Here is a 17,275-nt window from a genome sequence, read left to right as displayed (position 1 = left end):
GAGGCCCGCCCGGTCCCCTTTCGCGGCGTTCAGTACACGCCGTCGCCCTTCGTGGCCTCCCCGCCCTTGAATTTCGCGGCGAGGTCGCTCGTGGCGCGCGCCAGCAGGCTGGTGTCCACGCCGACCGCCACAAATGTGCTCCCGAGCGCCAGCGCGCGGCGGGCGCCTCCCTCGTCCGACATCAGGATGCCGGGCGCCTTCCCGGCCGCGCGGATACGCCGGATGGCGTCCTCGATGGCGGCGGTGACGTCCGGGTGCCCGGGGTTTCCCAGGTGCCCGAGCGACGCGGACAGGTCCGCCGGGCCGATGAACACGCCGTCCACGCCCTCCACGCGCGCGATGGCGTCGAGGTTCTCCAGGCCGAGGCGCGTTTCGATCTGCACGAGGAGGCACACGTCGTCGTCCGCGCGGTGCAGGTACTCCGGCGTGCGGTTCCAGCGGCTGGCGCGCGCGAGCGCGCTGCCCACGCCGCGTACGCCGCGCGGCGGGTAGCGGGTGGCGGCCACGAGGGACGCCGCCTGCTCGGCGGTTTCCACCATGGGGATCAGCAGGTTCTGCACGCCGATGTCCATGAGCTGCTTGATGCCCGAGGTGGTGCCTTCCGGCGGGCGCACGACGGGCGCGACCGGGTACGCGGCGAGCACCTGCAGGTGCTCGAGGATGCTGCGCAGGTCGTTCGGGGCGTGCTCGCCGTCCACGACGAGCCAGTCGAAGCCCGCGCCGGCGCTGATTTCCGCGGTGTATGGGTCCGCGAGACCCAGCCACAGGCCGATCTGCGCGCGGCCCTCCGCGAGCGCGACCTTGAAGGGGTTCATGCGTCCCCCACGAAGCGGCACGCGATGCTGCCGAGCGGGCCGTAGTCCGCGTGGAACGTGTCGCCGGGGCGGGCGTCCACCGGGCGCGTGAACGACCCGGCCAGGATCACCTGCCCGGCGCGCAGCGTCACGCCGTGTGGGTGGAGTTTGTTCGCGAGCCACGCCACGCCGTTCGCGGGGTGGTTCAGGACGCCCGCGGCGACGCCCGTCTCTTCGATCACGCCGTTGCGGTACAGGAGCGCGCCGACCCAGCGGAGGTCCACGTCGTGCGGGCGCACCGGGCGGCCCCCGAGGATCAGGGCGGCGTTCGCGGCGTTGTCGCTGATGGTGTCCGTGACCTTGCGGGTCACGCCACGGTCGCGGTCGATGCGCTCAATGCGCGCGTCGATGATCTCCACGGCAGGCGTCACGTACTCCGTGGCGCGCAGCACGTCGTACACGGTACAGTCCGGGCCGCTCAGGTCCGCACCCAGGATAAACGCGAGCTCCACTTCCAGCTTCGGCGTGATGAAGCGGCTCATGGGCAGGTCCGAGCCTTCCGGGAAGAACATGTCGTCGAGGAGCGCGCCGTAGTCCGGTTCGGTGATGTTCGACGACATCTGCATCGCGCGGGACGTCAGGCCGATCTTGTGGCCTTTCAGGATGCGGCCCTCGCTGAGCTTCAGGTCCACCCACGCCTTCTGCACGGCGTACGCGTCGTCGATGGTCATGTCCGGGTGCTCCAGCGAGAACTGCCGGACGGTGGTGCGGGTGCGTTCGGCTTCGTTCAGGCGCTGGGCGGCGTCCGCGATCTGTTGGGGTTTAAGCATGCTGCCTCCTTGTACAATGCCCGGCCGCTGACGGGGAAGGTCAGCGGCCGGGAAGGGTCGCGTGTCAGCGCAGGACGACGCTTCTCACGTACGTGAGTTCCTCAAGGGCGGCGCGGGCGCCTTCCCGGCCCACGCCGCTGTCCTTCACGCCACCGTACGGCATCTGGTCCACGCGGAACGCGCTCGTGTCGTTCACGATCACGCCGCCCGCCTCGATGTCCCGCACGGCCTGGAGGACGTGCGGCAGGTACGTGCTGAACACGCCCGTCTGCAGCCCGAACCGGGAGCGGTTTGCGGTGTCGATGGCGTCCGTCCAGCTGTCCACACGCTGCAGCACGACGACCGGCCCGAACGCCTCGTTGCACACGAGCTGCGCGTGTTCCGGAACGTCCTCCAGCACGGTGGGCGGCATGAGGCGGCCCTCGGCGTGCCCGCCGGCGAGGAGCGTGCCGCCAAAGCTCACGGCCTCGTCCACCCAGGCGTTCAGGCGCGCGGCGCCCGCATCGTTGATGAGCGGCCCGACGTCCGTGGTGTCGTCGAGCGGGTCGCCGACCTTCAGTGTCCCGACGGCTTCGAGGAACGTCGCCCGGAACTGCTCGTACACGCGTTCGTGAATGATCAGGCGCTGCGGGTGGATGCATACCTGCCCGGCGTACGCGAAGCCCGCCACCGCCAGCAGCCGCGCGGCGGCGTCGACGTCGGCGTGCTCGTCCACGAGGTTCGCGCTGTTGTTCCCGAGTTCCAGCACCACCGGCTTCAGGCCGCACGCGCGTGCGATGGCCTGCCCGACCTGCGGGCTCCCGGTGAAGCTCACCATCGCCACGTCCGGCGCGGTCACCAGCGCGTTCCCGAGGTCCGCGCCGCCGTGCAGGACGCTGATCGCGCCGGGTGGGAAGCCCGCCTCCACCAGAAGGCGCGCGAGAATCACGGCGGTTTTCGGCGTTTGCGGCGCGGGCTTCAGGATGACCGTGTTCCCGCCCGCGAGGGCCGGACCGACCTTGTGCAGCGCGAGGTTCAGCGGGAAGTTGAACGGGCTGATCGCCGCGATCACGCCGCGCGGCGCGCGGACCGTGAAGCCCACGCGGCCCTCGCCGTACACGCTCGCGTCGAGCGGGAGGCCCTCACCGGCGAGGTCGGCGGCAGCGTCCGCGGCGAACGCCAGGTTCTCGGCGCTGCGGCCCACCTCGACGCGCGCGGCTTTCAGGGGCTTCCCGGCTTCGCGCGCGATGGTGAGGGCCACGTCCTCCGCGCGCTCCCGCAGGAGGCGCGACGCCTCCCGTAAGCACGAGGCGCGGCGGTGCGCGGGCCAGCGGCGCACGTCCGCGAACGCGGCGACCGCCGCGTCCAGCGCGCGTCGGAGTTCCGCTTCGCCCGCCTGCGGCACCTCGTACAGGACCTCGCCCGTGTACGGGTTCAGGACCTGTTCGCGCGCGCCGGTCGTGACGGCCTCGCCCGCGATGACGTTTGGGACCACTTCAATGGCCGCCGTTGTTTCCTGCCGGGTGATTTCAGATGACATGAACGGGTAAGCCCTCCAGGTCGGATTCTCGCTCACCCACCCACCCTCCGCCAAAGGCCTCCATCACAGAGCCCTCCTCGAACCAGCTGCGGGGCGTCTTCGCGCCCCAGAGGGTCTGGCGGCGCGGGTCGTTCAGGGACCAGCGAATCGGCTGGAAGTCCGGGTCGACGGTCACGTAGTCATTGGTGTACAGCTCGATGCGGTGCCCGTCCGGGTCGCGGATGTACAGGAAGAACGCGTTGCTGATGCCGTGCCGCCCCGGGCCGCGCTCGATGCTTTCCGGCTGGCGCGCGCCCGCGAGGATGTCGCACGTGCGGATGATGCTCATGGCGTCCGGCATCCAGAACGCGAAGTGATGCAGCCGCGGCCCGCGCCCGTTCGTGAGCGCCAGGTCGTGCACGCTGCCGCGCCGCTGAATCCACGCGGCCCACATGCGCCCCTGGTCGTCCTCGGTGTACTCCGACAGGCGGAAGCCGAGTTCGTCCCCGTACCAGTCGACCATGCCCTTCACGTTCGGCGTCATGACGTTCACGTGGTCCACGCGGACGATGCCGGGGCCGCGGTGCAGGTGGTACTCCTGCAGCAGCCACGGGTGCGTGACGGGCCGCGCGTAGAACGCCACGGGCACGCCGAACGGGTCCTGCATGCGCAGCAGGCGCGGGCGGTCGAGTTCCTCCTCCCAGCGGTAGGGGAGGCCCTGCGCCTCGGCCAGCGCCACCAGCGCGTCGAGGTCCGCTTCGTCGTGCACGCGGTACGCGAGGTGCTTCACGCCCGCTTGGGGGGCGCGCTCCAGCTTCAGCGTCCACTCGCGGTCCTCCACGCCCCGCAGGTACAGGGCGCCTTCAGTTTCGTGCAGGACGTTCAGGCCCAGCAGGTCCACGTAGAAACGCCGGGACGCAGCGAGGTCCGTGACGTACAGCACGCCGTGCGCGATGCGCGTAACGTTTGGTTTAGTCATCGGCGCCCACCAGTTCCGTCTGGCCACGCTTCAGGAACGCGCTGATGCGGTCCACGTACGGCTGCTTGTCGTAACTCTCGTACAGCGCCGAGGACATGCGGATCGGGTCGCCGAAGAAGTGCTTCTCGTACAGGTTCTGCCGCGCGCCGAAGCTGGAGAGCGTCATGTCCCACGCGAGGCGGAATAGCCGCAGGCGTTCCTCGGCGTTGGCGCCTGCCGCCTGGAGGTACTTCTCGATGAACGGGCCCATGGGACCCTCGCGGTCGGCCTTGCCGGGCATCATGATGATGCCGCTGGCGCCGAGCAGCTGAATGATTTCCTGCAGGCGCGGGTACACGCTCGGGTAGTAGTTGCGGGCGGCGTCGAGCGGCCCGCGAGCGGGTGTGAGCACGCCGTACTGGTTCACGGTCGCGCCGGCCCGCGCGGCGACCTCCAGGCCCTTCATGATCTCCAGCGTGAGGATCAGTTCGCTGACCTTGCCCTGCACGTGCTGGAACTGTCCGCTGCCGATGGTGTTCACGATGCTCTGCGCCACGCCGAGCATCGCCTCGGTCTTCGCGATTTTCAGGTTCACGACCTGGTACGCCATGTGCAGCACCGCGTCGGTCCGCGCGTACGCCTGGTTCGCGAGGTTCATGTCGTACATCAGGAACACGCGCTCCCACGGCACGAGCACGTCGTCGAAGATCACGAAGGCGTCCTGCTCGTCGAAGCGGCTGGACAGCGGGTGGTCCTCCACGTCCCGTCCGGTGTCGAACGGCTCGCGGCACTGGAAGGACAGGCCGGGCGCGTTCGTGGGCAGTCCGAACCCGATGGCGTAGCGGCTGCGATCGCCGTTCTCCTTGATGACGGTGGAGGGGAAGATCAGGATCTCGTCCGCGATGGGCAGCGTGGCGAGCATGCGCGCGCCGCGCACCACGACGCCTTCTTCCGTTTCGCGCACGATGCCGAGCGCGATGTACGGGTCGGGCAGTTCGGACGCCATTCGCGCGCGGTTCACCTGCGGGTTCGTGAGCGCGTGCGTGAGGCACAGGTCGTGATCGCGCACGTACTCGTAGTAGCGGCGCATGTTCTCGCCGAAGTTGCGGCCCGAGCCGATCTCGCCGCTCCCCTCGCACGCCTCGAAGTAGTCGCTAGCCATGCCGGCCGCCATGACGTTCGCGTTCATGTAGTCGGGCGCGCGGCCCAGGAAGCCGAGGGCGTAGTTCGCGCGGAGGCGGTGCGCCTCGCCGATCTTCGCGAGGTCCTCGGGCGTGCGCGGCACCATGAAGCTCGTCGCGTACCGCTCGCCGTTCTCCTCGTACGTGAGGAGGTCGCGGTGCATGGGGTCAAATTGCAGGTCGTACAGCCCGGCGAGGCTGCGCGCCATGTTGCGCGTGGCGGGGTGGGTGGTGGGGTCCTCGACCCGCGCGCCGTCCACGTACAGCGTGGGAGGCTGCTGGCGGAGGCGGTCCAGGAAGGCCTGACCATTACGTGCGCCCATAAGTGCTCCTTTGTGGGCCGCCCGCGCGTCGGGGCGGCCCGGTCGGGGGTTATTCCGCGAGTTTCTTCTCGGGTGCGGTGCCGAGGGTGGGTTTCGCGCTGCCGCGCTCGCCGACGCCGAACTTCTGCGCGCGGTGCCCGTCGAGGTTCACGGCGATGTTCTTCGTCTCCATGTAGAAGTCGAAGCTGTAGTCGCCGCCGTCACGGCCGATGCCGCTGGCCTTCATGCCGCCGAACGGGCTGGGGAGGTGGCGGACGTTCTCGCTGTTCACCCACACCATGCCCACGTCGAGGCCCTGCGCGAAGTTGTGCGCGCGGGTGACGTCATTCGTCCACAGGTACCCGGCGAGGCCGTACTTCACGTCGTTCGCGATGCGCAGCGCGTCCGCTTCGTCATCGAAGGGAATGACCGTCAGGACCGGCCCGAAGATCTCCTCCTGCGCGATGCGCATGTCCGTGCGGGCGTTCGTGAACAGCGTGGGGCGCACGTAGTTTCCGGTGTCCCCGAGGCGCTCCCCGCCGACCGCGACGGTCGCGCCGTCCTGGCGGGCAATGTCGAAGTACGAGCAGACCTTGTCGAACTGGCGCGGGTGGATGAGCGGACCGACCTCGGTGTCCGGATCGAGCGGGTCGCCCACGCGGATGTTCGCGACGCGTTCCGCAATGCCCGCCGCGAACTCCTCGTAGATACCGCGCTCCACCAGCAGGCGGCTCGACGACGTGCAGCGCTGCCCGTTCAGGCTGTACAGCATGAACACGGCCGCGTCGAGCGCGCGGTCGAGGTCGGCGTCCGCGAAGACGACCATGGGGTTCTTCCCGCCGAGTTCGAGGTGCGTGCGTTTGAGGGTGTCGGCGCCCTGCTTCTGGATGAGGCTGCCGGTGCTGCTCTCCCCGATGAACGCGATGGCCTTGATGAGCGGGTGTTCCGTCAGGGCTTTCCCGGCGGTTTCGCCGTAGCCGTGCACGAGGTTCACGACGCCCTTGGGCACGCCCGCTTCGTCCAGGATTTCCGCGAGGAGCGTGGCGGTCACGGGGCTCCACTCGGCGGGTTTGTGCACGACGGTGCAGCCCGCCGCGAGCGCCGGGGCGATCTTCCACGACGACAGCATGAACGGCGTGTTCCACGGCGTGATCACGCCCACCGGCCCGATGGGCTGGCGCACCGTGTAGTTCAGGAAGCCTTTTGCCGGGAGGCTCAGGCCGTCCTGCGCGCCTTCCGCGCGGTCCGCGAAGAACCGGAAGTTCTCGGCGGCGCGCGCGGCGGCGCTGCGCATGAAGCGGATCGGCTGGCCCGTGTCGAGGCTTTCGAGCAGGGCGATCTCCTCGGCGCGGTCCTCGATGAGCGCCGCGACCTTGTAGAGAATCTTGCGGCGGGCCTTGCCGTCCAGGGCGCGCCAGGCGGGGAACGCGTCGTGCGCGGCGCGCGCGGCCCGGTCGATGTCCTCGGCGTTGCCGCTCGCGGCGTGCGTGATGACGCTGTTGTCGCTCGGCGCGTGCGTCTCGAACGTCTCACCGGACGCGCTGTCCACCCACGCGCCGCCGATGAAGTGCTTCAGGCCGCTGCGGGCGCGGGCGGCGCGCAGCTCCGAGGCCTTGTCCATCGTGGCAGTCATCGCGCCACCTCCGCCGTCATCGCGCCTTCCAGGAGTTCCTCCTCGGCGATCACGCGGTTGCGCAGCATCCCGATGCCCTCAATGTGCAGTTCCATGACGTCGCCGGGGTGGATGTGGCTGATGCCCTTGGGCGTGCCGGTGCAGATGACGTCGTTTTCGCGCAGCGTCATGAACTGGCTGACGTAGCTGATGATCTCGGGGATGTTGAACACCATGTCGCGGGTGTTGCCTTCCTGCCGCAGCTCCCCGTTCACGTACGTGGTGATGTTCAGGTTGTGCGGGTCCGCGATGTCCGCGGCGTCCACCCACCACGGGCCGATCGGGCCGAAGGTGTCGAAGTTCTTCGGTTTGATGGGCGGGCGGAAGTGGTTGATGACGAAGTCGCGCACGACGAGGTCGTTGAAGATGGTGTAGCCCTTCACGTGGTCCATGGCGTCCTCGACGCTGACGCGGCGTGCGGGCTTGCCGATGATGACGGCGAGCTCGTTCTCGTAGTGCATGTACTGCACGCCGGCCGGGCGGATGACCGTGCCGAGGTGGCCCACGAGGGTATTCGGGAGTTTGGCGAACAGCGCGGGCTGTTCGGGCTTGTCGAGCTGGAGTTCGGTGGCGTGGTCGGCGTAGTTCAGCGCGAGCGCGAGGATGGTGCCGGTCTGCACGGGCGGCAGCCACGTGACGTCGTCGTGGCGGTAGCGGTGACCGCCGGCGGTGACGACGAACTCGCCGTCAATGGTGACGTCTTGCGCGTGGCCATGAATGAGAACGCGGGCGTGCTTCATTGCGCGCCGCCGAAGGGGGAGAGGACATGCAGCATGGGAAACCTCCGAAAGGAACCAGGGATTGTGACCGACGTGTCCCGAGCGTACCGAGGGGCGCAGACAGGCGGCAATGGACGATTGACCAAAAACAAACGAGCGTTTTGTAACATTGGACAAATGGCCACGTTCAACACCCTGCGCCGCCGCCTCGGCCTCCCACTCACCGAACCGGACGCCCCCCTGCACAGCGTCGCCGATGCGCTCGCCGCCCTCCCGCACCTGCCCCACGCCCGCGTACACGACGCCGCCCTCGCCATCCTCGCCCACGCCACCCTCCACACCCCTGGCAGTCCGGACCTGCTGCACGCCCTCACCGGCACGCTCCACAGCCCCCGCCCTGAACGGGACCTCGCCGACCTCCTGGCACGCCTAAGCGGCGGGTACGCCGAAGTGCGCGCCAGCTGGGGCGACATCATCGCCTTCAGCGGCACGCCCGGCGGTCCCCCGCAAGCCGTCCGTCTCGAACACGAAGGCCGCCACGTCGGCACGCTCAGCCTCGCCGCCCCCGCAGAATGGACGCCGCTTCTGCACCTCGCCGCGCCCTTCGCGCGCCTCGCGCGCCTCCAGACCGCCGCTGCCGGTGCCGCGCGCCGCCGCGTCGGCGAACGCCTCCTCGAAGCGCTGCTGAGCGGCGAGGCCCATGAGGAAGGTGAACCGTGCGCCGTCGGGGTCCTCGCCCTCCACGCCCCGTACCCACGCTCCACGCGCGCCCGCGAAGCCCGCGAACACGCCCTCGACGTCCTCGCCGGCGCCGGAGAAGGGTACTTCCGGGAGCGCGGCCTCGCCGCGTACACCACCGTGCGCCGGGACCGCGCTGTCTGGCTCTGGCACAGCCTGGACCCGGAACGCGAAGCGCGCGACCTCCACGCCGCCCTCCTCGCCGCGACCTCCGCAGACGTACGCCTCGGCGTGAGCCTCCGCCACCCCGGGTACGCCGCCGCCCCCACCGCGCTGCGGCAGGCGTCGCAGGCGCTGGATGGCACCACCGCCCCGCGCGCCTACACCACCTACACGCGCCTTGACCCGCTGCACGCCCTGCTGCACACCGACGCCACCGGCGCCCTGCGGGACCACGTCCGCGCGCGCCTCGCCCCGCACGACGCCGACGGGAAACTCACCGCCACGCTCCGCGCCTACCTCGCGCACGCCGGCCCCCTCCCAGCCCTCGCGGAACGCCTGAACGTCCACCCGAACACCCTCCGTTACCGCCTGCGCCGCGCTGAAGAGGCCCTCGGCGTGGACCTGCGCCGCCCCGACGCGCTTGCCCGCCTCTACCTCGCCCTCGGCCACGAGTAGCCGCACGGGGACAGCCACCCCAGGACGCCGCTATGGCGGGCGCCTCCGCATCGCTCGGCCGATCAGCCCCTCGACTCACGCCGCATACCGGCGATTCCCTCAACAGACGCGCCGGCGAAGCGTGCCTGTCAGCTGGGTCGGCGCCTCTTCCCATGTCCACGGCGTGCCGAACGCCAGGCCTGACGGACTGACGTACGCAAGCGGGTACGGGCCGCAGGTTTTCGGGTGCTCAGCCCTGGACGCGGTTCCGGCCGAGGGCCTTGGCGCGGTACAGGCGGGCATCCGCGCTGGCCAGCATCCGCTCCGCGCCTTCCGGGCCGTGCGCCACGTGCAGCCCGATACTCAGCGTGACCTGCAGGTTCGGGTGGACCGTGGACCAGTCGTGCGCGGCGATGGCAACGCGCAGGCGTTCGCAGGTCAGGCGCGCGCCGTACGTGTCCGTGTCGGGCATGAGCAGCGCGAATTCCTCCCCGCCGTAGCGCGCGGCCGTGTCGGAGGCGCGGACGCCCTGCGTGAGGAGCTCAGCGATGCGGCACAGGACGGCGTCGCCGATGGCGTGCGAGTGTTCGTCGTTCACGCGCTTGAAGTAGTCGATGTCGATCAGGGCCACGGCGATGGGCGCGCCGGTGCGGTCGGCGCGCGCGCGTTCCTGCTCGAAGCGTTCCAGGAAGCACCGCCGGTTCGGAAGGCCGGTGAGCGCGTCACTGCGAGCCTGATGCGCGAGTTCCTCCGCCTGCCAGCGGAGTTGCTGCAGCAGCGCTTCCTGCTCGCGGTACGCAGCTTCGAGGGCGTCGTTCTTGCGCTTAAGTTCCGCGTTGAGCTGCTGTTGCACTTCCGCGATTTCGCGGGTGTGTTTCACGTCGTGTTCGATCAGCAGGCCCTGGAGGCGCCGCTCCTGCGCTTCGGTGTTGAGGTGCCGGTCGAGGGCGCGCGCGGCCTTGAGGTGCTGCAGGGCGGCGCGGTGGTCGTGGCGCGCTTCGTGCAGGTCGCACAGCAGCGTGTGGGCGGCGTGCGTCTGCACGATGTAGTGCGCGTCGGTGGCGTCCTGCAGGGCGCGGTTGAGGGTGCCGAGCGCGTCGTCGAGGTGACCGGCGTCGAGCAGGGAGCGGCTTTCGCGCAGGTGGATTTCGATGCGCATGCGCCGGTCGCCGAGGTCGTCGGCGAGGCGGCGGGCCAGTTCGAAGCACGCGTGAGCGGTGTCGAAGTTGCCGAGGGCGGCGTGCGACGCGCCGAGGAAGGCGTGGAGTTCCAGGACGCCTTTGCGGTAGTTCAGGTGCTCCTGCAGGCGGATGGCGAGGTGGAAGTACCGGATGGCCTGGCGGTGCTGCCCCTGGCTCTGGTGGACGCAGGCGATGTTGCCGACGGCGAGGGCGGCGCTGCGGGCGTTGCCGGCGCGGCGGGCCCGCTGGTATGCGGCGCGCAGGTGGCGCAGGGCGGTGTCGTACTGCTCGAGTTCCTCTTCGAGGCCGCCGATGTTGACGAGGACCTTGACGGCGCCGGTTTCGTCGCCCTGCGCTTCGTACTGGTCGAGGGCGCGCAGGTAGAATTGCAGGGCGGCGTCGCGCTGGCCGAGGTGGTGTTCGTTGACGGCGAGGTTGTTGAGGATGTCGCCGAGGTGCTCGGTCTGCCCGCTGGTTTCCGTGAGGGCGAGGGCGCGTTGCAGGGCGTCGCTGCTGCTGGGGTAGCGGCCCTGGGCGCTTTCGATCTTGCCGTGGACGAGCAGGACGCGCGCGCGTTGCGCGGCGCTGCTGTGTGGGCCGAGCAGGGCGTTGGCGCGGTCGGTGTGCTGGCGGGCGGCGGCGTATTCACCGAGCAGCAGCAGGGAGCTGGCGGTGGCGAGGAGTGCGTCGGCAATCTGGGTGGGGGTGCCGTGCTGTTCGGCGAGGGCGAGCGCTTCGGTGTTGAGGGCGCACGCGGCGTGCATGTCCTGCGTGTGGAGGGCCGCGGCCTGACGGTGCATCGCCTGGAGGCGCGCAGGCAGGTCAGGAGGGGGCGACGCGGGCATGGTGCCTCTACTATGGCGAATTTCGGCTTACAGCGTGCTTACGTGGAGCTCTGAAAGCAACGTTTTTATTCACGAGCAGGAATTATCGTGAAACTATTCACTAATAGAGGTAGGAGAATGCCCTCCACCAGGGGAGGGCAACCGGCTTACGCCTGGGGCTGCTGGCCCTGCGCGGGCACGTAGCCTTCGAGCGACGCGTAGTCATCCTGGAAGTGCATCAGGACGCCACCGAACAGCGTGTCGAAGGTTTCCTGAGGCATCTCGGTGAGCGTGGGGTAGAAGCCCACGTACTCCAGCCAGACGTTCCCGTCGTTGTCGATGCTGCGGCTGAACGCGCGCTCGCGGTTACGCTCGTTGAGCATCGTCATGACTTCGGCCTTGCGCTCGGTGTAGGTCTTTTGGGTCACGCAGGTGACTTCCAGGCGGCTCGTGTTGTTGGGGCCGTCGTTGACGCTCACCAGCACGGCGGCGTCGCCCATCTCGAAGCGCCAGCCCATGCGGATGAAGCGCTGGCCGTTGTTCTCTTCCATGTCCAGCTGGACTTCCTTCTCGCGCAGGTACTTGGCGATGGTTTCCAGCGTCAGCAGTGCAGTGTCAGCCATGTGAATGTTCCTCCTGTGTAACGGATCGGGCGGACGTACCGCCCGACTCAGAGTTGTCGTGAACGCCTTTCGCGCGAACCGCTCTGAACGTATTGCCCGGACGATCATACTACGGGAAACCTGCAGGGCACGCGCACATCCCACCAGAACTGCCCCCATGTGACCCCAGATTCTGCCCCTACTCATGGGGGCAGTTCATGCGTACGCTGACCCCATGACCACCACCCCGCACACCGGCACCCTCCGCGTCAAAACCGGCTTCGCCGAAATGTTCAAAGGCGGCGTCATCATGGACGTCGTCACCGCCGAACACGCCCGCATCGCCGAAGCCGCCGGCGCCACCGCCGTCATGGCCCTCGAACGCGTCCCCGCCGACATCCGCGTCGACGGCGGCGTCGCCCGCATGAGCGACCCCAAGATGATCAAGGAAATCATCGGCGCGGTCAGCATCCCCGTCATGGCCAAAGTCCGCATCGGCCACTTTGTCGAAGCGCAGATCCTCCAGGCGCTCGGCGTCGACTTCATCGACGAATCCGAAGTCCTCACGCCCGCCGACGAGAGCTACCACATCGACAAACACGCCTTCACCGTCCCCTTCGTGAACGGCGCCAAGAACCTCGGTGAGGCCCTGCGCCGCGTCGGCGAAGGCGCCAGCATGATCCGCACCAAAGGCGAAGCGGGCACCGGCAACGTCGTCGAGGCCGTCCGCCACGCCCGCACCGTCCTCGGCGAAATCCGCGCCATCCAGGCCCGCCCCGTCGAGGAACTCATGACCGTCGCCCGCGACCTGCAGGCGCCGTACGAACTCGTCCGCTACGTCCACGAACACGGCAAGCTCCCCGTCGTGAACTTCGCCGCCGGCGGCGTCGCCACGCCCGCCGACGCGGCCCTCATGATGCACCTCGGCCTCGACGGCGTGTTCGTCGGCAGCGGCATCTTCAAAAGCGGCGGCGGCGACCTCGGCCAGATCGAGAAACGCGCGCGCGCCATCGTCAAGGCCGTCACGCACTACCAGAACCCCGACATCCTCGCGGAAATCAGCGAAGACATCGGCGCGCCCATGACCGGCATCAACATCGACAGCCTCATCCCCAGCGAACGCCTCGCCGAACGCGGCTGGTAACCCCACCCCACCACCTCACGGGAGCGGCATGCCGCTCCCGCGCCTTTGGAGGCCCCCATGACCACCCCCCACGTCGGCGTCCTCGCCCTGCAAGGCGCCTTCCGCGAACACAAACACGCCCTGGAGCGCCTCGGCGCGCGCGTTACCGAAGTGCGCCTGCCGCGCGACCTTGACGGCCTGCACGGCCTCGTCATCCCCGGCGGGGAAAGCACCACCATCGGCAAACTCCTCGTCGACTACGATCTCCGGAACCCCATCCGCGACTTCCACGCACGCGGCGGCGCCCTCTGGGGCACCTGCGCCGGCGCCATCCTCCTCGCCCGCGAGGTGCACGGCGCGCCCAAACAGTTCGGCGGCGTGCAACCCGGCCTGGACCTTATGGACATCACCGTCCGCCGCAACGCCTTCGGCCGCCAGGTAGACTCCTTCGAGGAGCACCTGCACGTTCAGGGGCTGACGGAACCCGTCCACGCCGTGTTCATCCGCGCGCCCATCATTGAGCGGGCAGGGGAGGGCGTGGACGTCCTCGCGCGCCACGGCGACGACATCGTCCTCGCGCAGCAGGGCCGCCTGCTCGCCTGCAGCTTCCACCCGGAACTCGGCGACGGCGACGCCCTGCACCGCCACTTCCTGACGCTCGCGCAGAGCGCCTGAACCGCAGGTGAGGGGCGCCGGGCAAAGATGCGCATCTCCGCCCGGCGCCCCTCACCTTTGACGGCCACGGAGCACCCCGCCCTTCCCGGGCGCCGGGCGGAGATGCGCGATCACCAAGAACACCTCAAGTTCCCGCCCGGACGCGCACTCTATCCTGCCGGTATGCACGAGCGGCACGAGTACCGCGACGGAACGTATCGCCTCACGTACACCGTGGACGGCAGCGGCCCACCCATGCTGCTCATCCACGGCCTGAGCGGCTCCCGGCGATGGTGGCGCCGCAACCTCCACGCCCTGCAGGCCCACTACACCGTGTACGTCGTGGACCTCGTGGGGTTCGGCAGCGCCCGCCGCCAGCGGCCCCTCGGCGTACGTGAAAGCGCCGACCTGATCGCCCGCTGGATGGGCAGCCTAAACCTCACTCCCGCCGCCGTGGTCGGGCACAGCATGGGCGGGCACATCAGCGCGCACCTCGCCGCCCGCCACCCGGACCGCGTGGCCGCGCTCGTCCTCGTGTGCGCGAGCGGCCTGCTGCGCGGCGACTGGTGGCGCGTCGCGCTGCACCTCCCGCGCGCCGCGCTTGCCGGCAAGGCCGACTTCCTGCCCACCATCATGTTCGACGCGGCCCGCGCCGGCCTTGTCACGCTCGTGCGCGCCACACGCAGCCTCCTCGCGGACGACATCACCGACTTCCTCGCGCGCATTCAGGTGCCGACCCTCGTCGTGTGGGGCGCGCGCGACGCCCTCGTGCCCCTGCCGCTCGGCAAGGCCCTGTCCGAAGGCATTCAGGGCGCGCAGTTCGTCGTGTTCCCCCGCGCCGGGCACGTCGCCATGGTCGACGCCGCCGCCGACTTCAACCGCGAGGTGCTCACGTTCCTCGCCGCGCAGGTGCCCGCCGCGTGACCACCCCGCAACGCCGCACCTTCACGCGCGTGCACGGCACCCTCACCCACGACGCCACCTGCGGCGACGGCGGGAACGCCGACACCGTCGTGATCGTCCCCGGCCTCGGCTGCGCGTCGTGGATGTACCGCCGCCTCGCGGGGTGCCTCGCCGAGCACGTCCGCGTCGTCCGCTACGACCCGCCCGGACACGGCCTCAGCCGCGGTCGCGGCCGCCCCCGCCCGCTCGACCGCGCGCCACTGTACCCGCACGGCATCGAGGACCTCACCGACCACCTCGCCACGTGGATGACCGGGCGCGGCCTGCAGGGCGCCACTGTCCTCGGGCACTCCCTCGGCGGCGAGGTCGCCATCGACCTCGCCGCGCGCTGGCCGGACCTGCCCGCCCGCCTCGTGCTGCTCGCCCCCACCGGCATCCCCGAGAATCCCAGCGTCCGCGTGCAGGCACTGCGGTTCCTGCAGGACCTTCCGCTGGAACGCCCGGCGCTGTGGCCGCGCGCGGCCGGCGCGTACGTCCGCGCGGGCCTGCGCCGCATCTACGCCCTCGCCCGCGACCAGAAAGCCCACATGACCGGCCCGCTCATCCCGCGCGTGCAGTGCCCCGTCCTGATCCTCAAAGGCGAACGCGACCCGGTGATCCGCCCGTGGACCATCGAGACGCTGTGCGAACTGCTGCCGCACGCGCACGCGCACGTGATCCCCGGCGGGTCGCACGCCATCATGGACAGCCGCGCCGACGAGGTCGCCGCCCTCACGGTCGCGTTCATGCGCGACCACCCGCACTGACCCCTTGCGCCGGGCGGCGCGGGTGTTATGGTACGCGCACTATGAGCAACCAACTCCCCCCGCGCGCGGACCTCCCGCGCGACGTCACCTGGGACATCGAAGCCATCTACCCTACGCCCGAAGCGTGGGACGCGGACGCCAGCGCCCTGCCCGACACACTTGAGGCCCTGCGGGCATACGCCGGCACGCTCGGCCGCGGCCCCGAAGCGCTCGCGGCGTTCCTGAGCGCGCAGGAGGACGCGCGCCTGCGCGTCAGCAAACTCATGCAGTACGCCAGCATGTCCGCCAGCACCGACGGCCGCGACCCCGAAGCGGCCGCGCGCCGCGACCGCGCGCAGGGCCTCCTCGCGCAGTACGCCGCCGCGACCGCCTTCGCGAAACCCGAGCTGCTCGCCCTGAACCCCGACACCGTCCGCCCCTGGCTGGAACGCGAGAACCTCCAGGCGTTCGCGCGCCCGCTGGAACTCATCTGGCGTGAACGCCCGCACGTGCGCAGCGCCGAAGTCGAGGAGCTGCTCGGGCAGCTCGGCACGCCGTTCGCGAGCGCGCGCGGCATTCACCCCACCCTCGTGAACATGGACCTCGACCTCGGCTCGACCGTTGAGGACGGCGTGCGCGTTCCCATCGGTCAGGGCAACATCGACGCCCTCACGCAACACCCGGACCGCGACACCCGCCGCGAAGCGTGGGAGAGCTACGCCGACGCGCACCTCAACGTGCAGCACGGCCTCGCCGCCGCGCTCGCCACCGGTCTCCGCCAGGACGTCTTCCTCGCCCGCGCCCGCCACTACCCTGACAGCCTGAGCGCCGCGCTCGCGCCGCTGCACCTCCCCGCCGAGGTGTTCCACAACCTCCTCGACACGTACCGCCAGCACACGCCCACCTGGCACCGCTACTGGCGCGCCCGCGCCAAATGGCTCGGCCTGCCGGAACTCCGCGAGTACGACGTCAAGGCCCCACTCACCGCCAACCCGCCCCGCGTCACGTACGCGCAGGCTGTCGACTGGATCACCGACGGCATGGCCCCGCTCGGCGAGGACTACACCCGCACCATGCGCGACGGCCTCACCACGCAACGCTGGGTCGACTACGGCGCGAACGAAGGCAAACGCCAGGGCGCGTACAGCACCGGCCTGCCCGGCGGGAAACCCTACATCTTCATGAGCTGGCAGGACAGCCTGTTCAGCATGAGCACCCTCGCGCACGAGATCGGGCACAGCATGCACAGCCTGCTCTCCTCCCGCACGCAACCCACCCCGCAGGCCCGCTACACGCTGTTCGCCGCGGAAGTCGCCAGCAACTTCAACCAGGCGATGGTCCGCCACCACCTGTTCGGCACGGACATCACCCCGGACTTCGAGGTGGCGCTCATCGAAGAGGCCATGAGCAACTTCCACCGGTACTTCTTCATCATGCCGACCCTCGCGCGCTTCGAACTCGAAACGCACCAGCGCGCCGAAGCCGGCAAGCCCCTCAGCGCCCCCACCATGAACGACCTCATGGCGGACCTGCTCAGCGAAGGGTACGGCGACACCGTCCGCATGGACCGCGAACGGAGTGGCATCATGTGGGCGCAGTTCAGCACGCACCTGTACAGCAACTTCTACACCTTCCAGTACGCCACCGGCATCAGCGCCGCGCATCAGCTGCGCGCCCGCTTCGACGACGAGCCCGATGCGGCCCGCGAAGCGTACCTGACGTTCCTGCGCGCCGGCGGCAGCCTCGACCCGCTCGACGCCCTGCAGGCGGCCGGCGTGGACATGCGCACCCCCGAAGCGGTCGAGCGGACCTTCGCCGTGCTCGACGGGTACGTCCGCCGCCTCGAAGAACTCGTCGCCGCCCGCAACCACACCCAGAACGCCTGAAGTCGCCCCGCGCAGCGGAGGGGACGCC

At 69.8% G+C, this 17,275-nt stretch carries 15 protein-coding genes; 6 read left to right on the top strand and 9 right to left on the bottom strand.

Annotated elements, in window-relative coordinates; translation table 11 throughout:
• Positions 1 to 29: 29 nt before the first annotated feature.
• The 7 genes from hpaI to DEIMA_RS09470 all read right to left on the bottom strand — a co-directional run bounded on the left by hpaI (position 30) and on the right by DEIMA_RS09470 (position 7,975).
• Positions 30 to 815 carry a 4-hydroxy-2-oxoheptanedioate aldolase gene (gene hpaI / locus DEIMA_RS09500; RefSeq protein WP_013557038.1) on the bottom strand — a complete coding sequence of 262 codons (786 nt, stop codon included), beginning with the start codon at positions 813 to 815 and terminating at the stop codon, positions 30 to 32.
• Complete coding sequence (gene hpaH, locus DEIMA_RS09495; protein WP_013557037.1) at positions 812 to 1,624, bottom strand: 2-oxo-hept-4-ene-1,7-dioate hydratase; 813 nt, start codon at positions 1,622 to 1,624, stop codon at positions 812 to 814. Before hpaH ends, hpaI begins: the two co-directional genes overlap by 4 nt.
• A gap of 64 nt (positions 1,625 to 1,688) precedes the next feature.
• On the bottom strand, positions 1,689 to 3,143 hold the full coding sequence (locus tag DEIMA_RS09490; protein WP_013557036.1) for an aldehyde dehydrogenase family protein: 1,455 nt from the start codon (positions 3,141 to 3,143) through the stop codon (positions 1,689 to 1,691).
• Positions 3,133 to 4,101: a 3,4-dihydroxyphenylacetate 2,3-dioxygenase gene (gene hpaD / locus DEIMA_RS09485; RefSeq protein WP_013557035.1), complete on the bottom strand. Its 969-nt coding sequence runs from the start codon at positions 4,099 to 4,101 to the stop codon at positions 3,133 to 3,135. Before hpaD ends, DEIMA_RS09490 begins: the two co-directional genes overlap by 11 nt.
• On the bottom strand, positions 4,094 to 5,584 hold the full coding sequence (gene hpaB / locus DEIMA_RS09480) for a 4-hydroxyphenylacetate 3-monooxygenase, oxygenase component (protein WP_013557034.1): 1,491 nt from the start codon (positions 5,582 to 5,584) through the stop codon (positions 4,094 to 4,096). Before hpaB ends, hpaD begins: the two co-directional genes overlap by 8 nt.
• A gap of 49 nt (positions 5,585 to 5,633) precedes the next feature.
• Positions 5,634 to 7,196 carry a 5-carboxymethyl-2-hydroxymuconate semialdehyde dehydrogenase gene (hpaE, locus tag DEIMA_RS09475; protein WP_013557033.1) on the bottom strand — a complete coding sequence of 521 codons (1,563 nt, stop codon included), beginning with the start codon at positions 7,194 to 7,196 and terminating at the stop codon, positions 5,634 to 5,636.
• Positions 7,193 to 7,975, bottom strand: coding sequence for a fumarylacetoacetate hydrolase family protein (locus DEIMA_RS09470; RefSeq protein WP_013557032.1), 783 nt, complete (start codon positions 7,973 to 7,975; stop codon positions 7,193 to 7,195). The genes hpaE and DEIMA_RS09470 overlap by 4 nt, the downstream gene beginning before the upstream one ends.
• A 156-nt stretch (positions 7,976 to 8,131) precedes the next feature.
• Between DEIMA_RS09470 and DEIMA_RS09465 the strand changes: the two genes are divergently transcribed.
• Positions 8,132 to 9,310, top strand: coding sequence for a PucR family transcriptional regulator (locus tag DEIMA_RS09465; protein ID WP_013557031.1), 1,179 nt, complete (start codon positions 8,132 to 8,134; stop codon positions 9,308 to 9,310).
• Positions 9,311 to 9,539: 229 nt separating this feature from the next.
• Here DEIMA_RS09465 and DEIMA_RS16940 read toward each other — a convergent pair whose 3' ends face one another.
• Together DEIMA_RS16940 and DEIMA_RS09455 are read right to left on the bottom strand one after the other, a co-directional pair.
• Positions 9,540 to 11,315: a diguanylate cyclase gene (locus DEIMA_RS16940; RefSeq protein ID WP_052303299.1), complete on the bottom strand. Its 1,776-nt coding sequence runs from the start codon at positions 11,313 to 11,315 to the stop codon at positions 9,540 to 9,542.
• Between the two features lie 146 nt (positions 11,316 to 11,461).
• Complete coding sequence (locus tag DEIMA_RS09455; protein WP_013557029.1) at positions 11,462 to 11,917, bottom strand: YbjN domain-containing protein; 456 nt, start codon at positions 11,915 to 11,917, stop codon at positions 11,462 to 11,464.
• Between the two features lie 214 nt (positions 11,918 to 12,131).
• Here DEIMA_RS09455 and pdxS point away from each other — a divergent pair, with 214 nt between their 5' ends.
• From pdxS to pepF, 5 genes are all read left to right on the top strand, one after another.
• On the top strand, positions 12,132 to 13,040 hold the full coding sequence (pdxS, locus tag DEIMA_RS09450) for a pyridoxal 5'-phosphate synthase lyase subunit PdxS (RefSeq protein WP_013557028.1): 909 nt from the start codon (positions 12,132 to 12,134) through the stop codon (positions 13,038 to 13,040).
• 57 nt (positions 13,041 to 13,097) lie between these two features.
• Positions 13,098 to 13,694 (top strand): pyridoxal 5'-phosphate synthase glutaminase subunit PdxT, encoded by a 597-nt coding sequence (gene pdxT / locus DEIMA_RS09445; RefSeq protein WP_013557027.1) that lies wholly within the window; start codon positions 13,098 to 13,100, stop codon positions 13,692 to 13,694.
• A gap of 162 nt (positions 13,695 to 13,856) precedes the next feature.
• Positions 13,857 to 14,597: an alpha/beta fold hydrolase gene (locus tag DEIMA_RS09440; RefSeq protein WP_013557026.1), complete on the top strand. Its 741-nt coding sequence runs from the start codon at positions 13,857 to 13,859 to the stop codon at positions 14,595 to 14,597.
• Positions 14,594 to 15,382 carry an alpha/beta fold hydrolase gene (locus tag DEIMA_RS09435; RefSeq protein ID WP_013557025.1) on the top strand — a complete coding sequence of 263 codons (789 nt, stop codon included), beginning with the start codon at positions 14,594 to 14,596 and terminating at the stop codon, positions 15,380 to 15,382. The genes DEIMA_RS09440 and DEIMA_RS09435 overlap by 4 nt, the downstream gene beginning before the upstream one ends.
• A gap of 41 nt (positions 15,383 to 15,423) precedes the next feature.
• Positions 15,424 to 17,247, top strand: coding sequence for an oligoendopeptidase F (gene pepF / locus DEIMA_RS09430; protein ID WP_013557024.1), 1,824 nt, complete (start codon positions 15,424 to 15,426; stop codon positions 17,245 to 17,247).
• Positions 17,248 to 17,275: the final 28 nt, after the last annotated feature.

The organism is Deinococcus maricopensis DSM 21211 (assembly GCF_000186385.1).
Lineage (GTDB): Bacteria > Deinococcota > Deinococci > Deinococcales > Deinococcaceae > Deinococcus_B > Deinococcus_B maricopensis.
The sequence above is the reverse complement of the archived record's forward strand: the minus strand, read 5'-3'. Positions and strand labels throughout refer to the sequence as shown.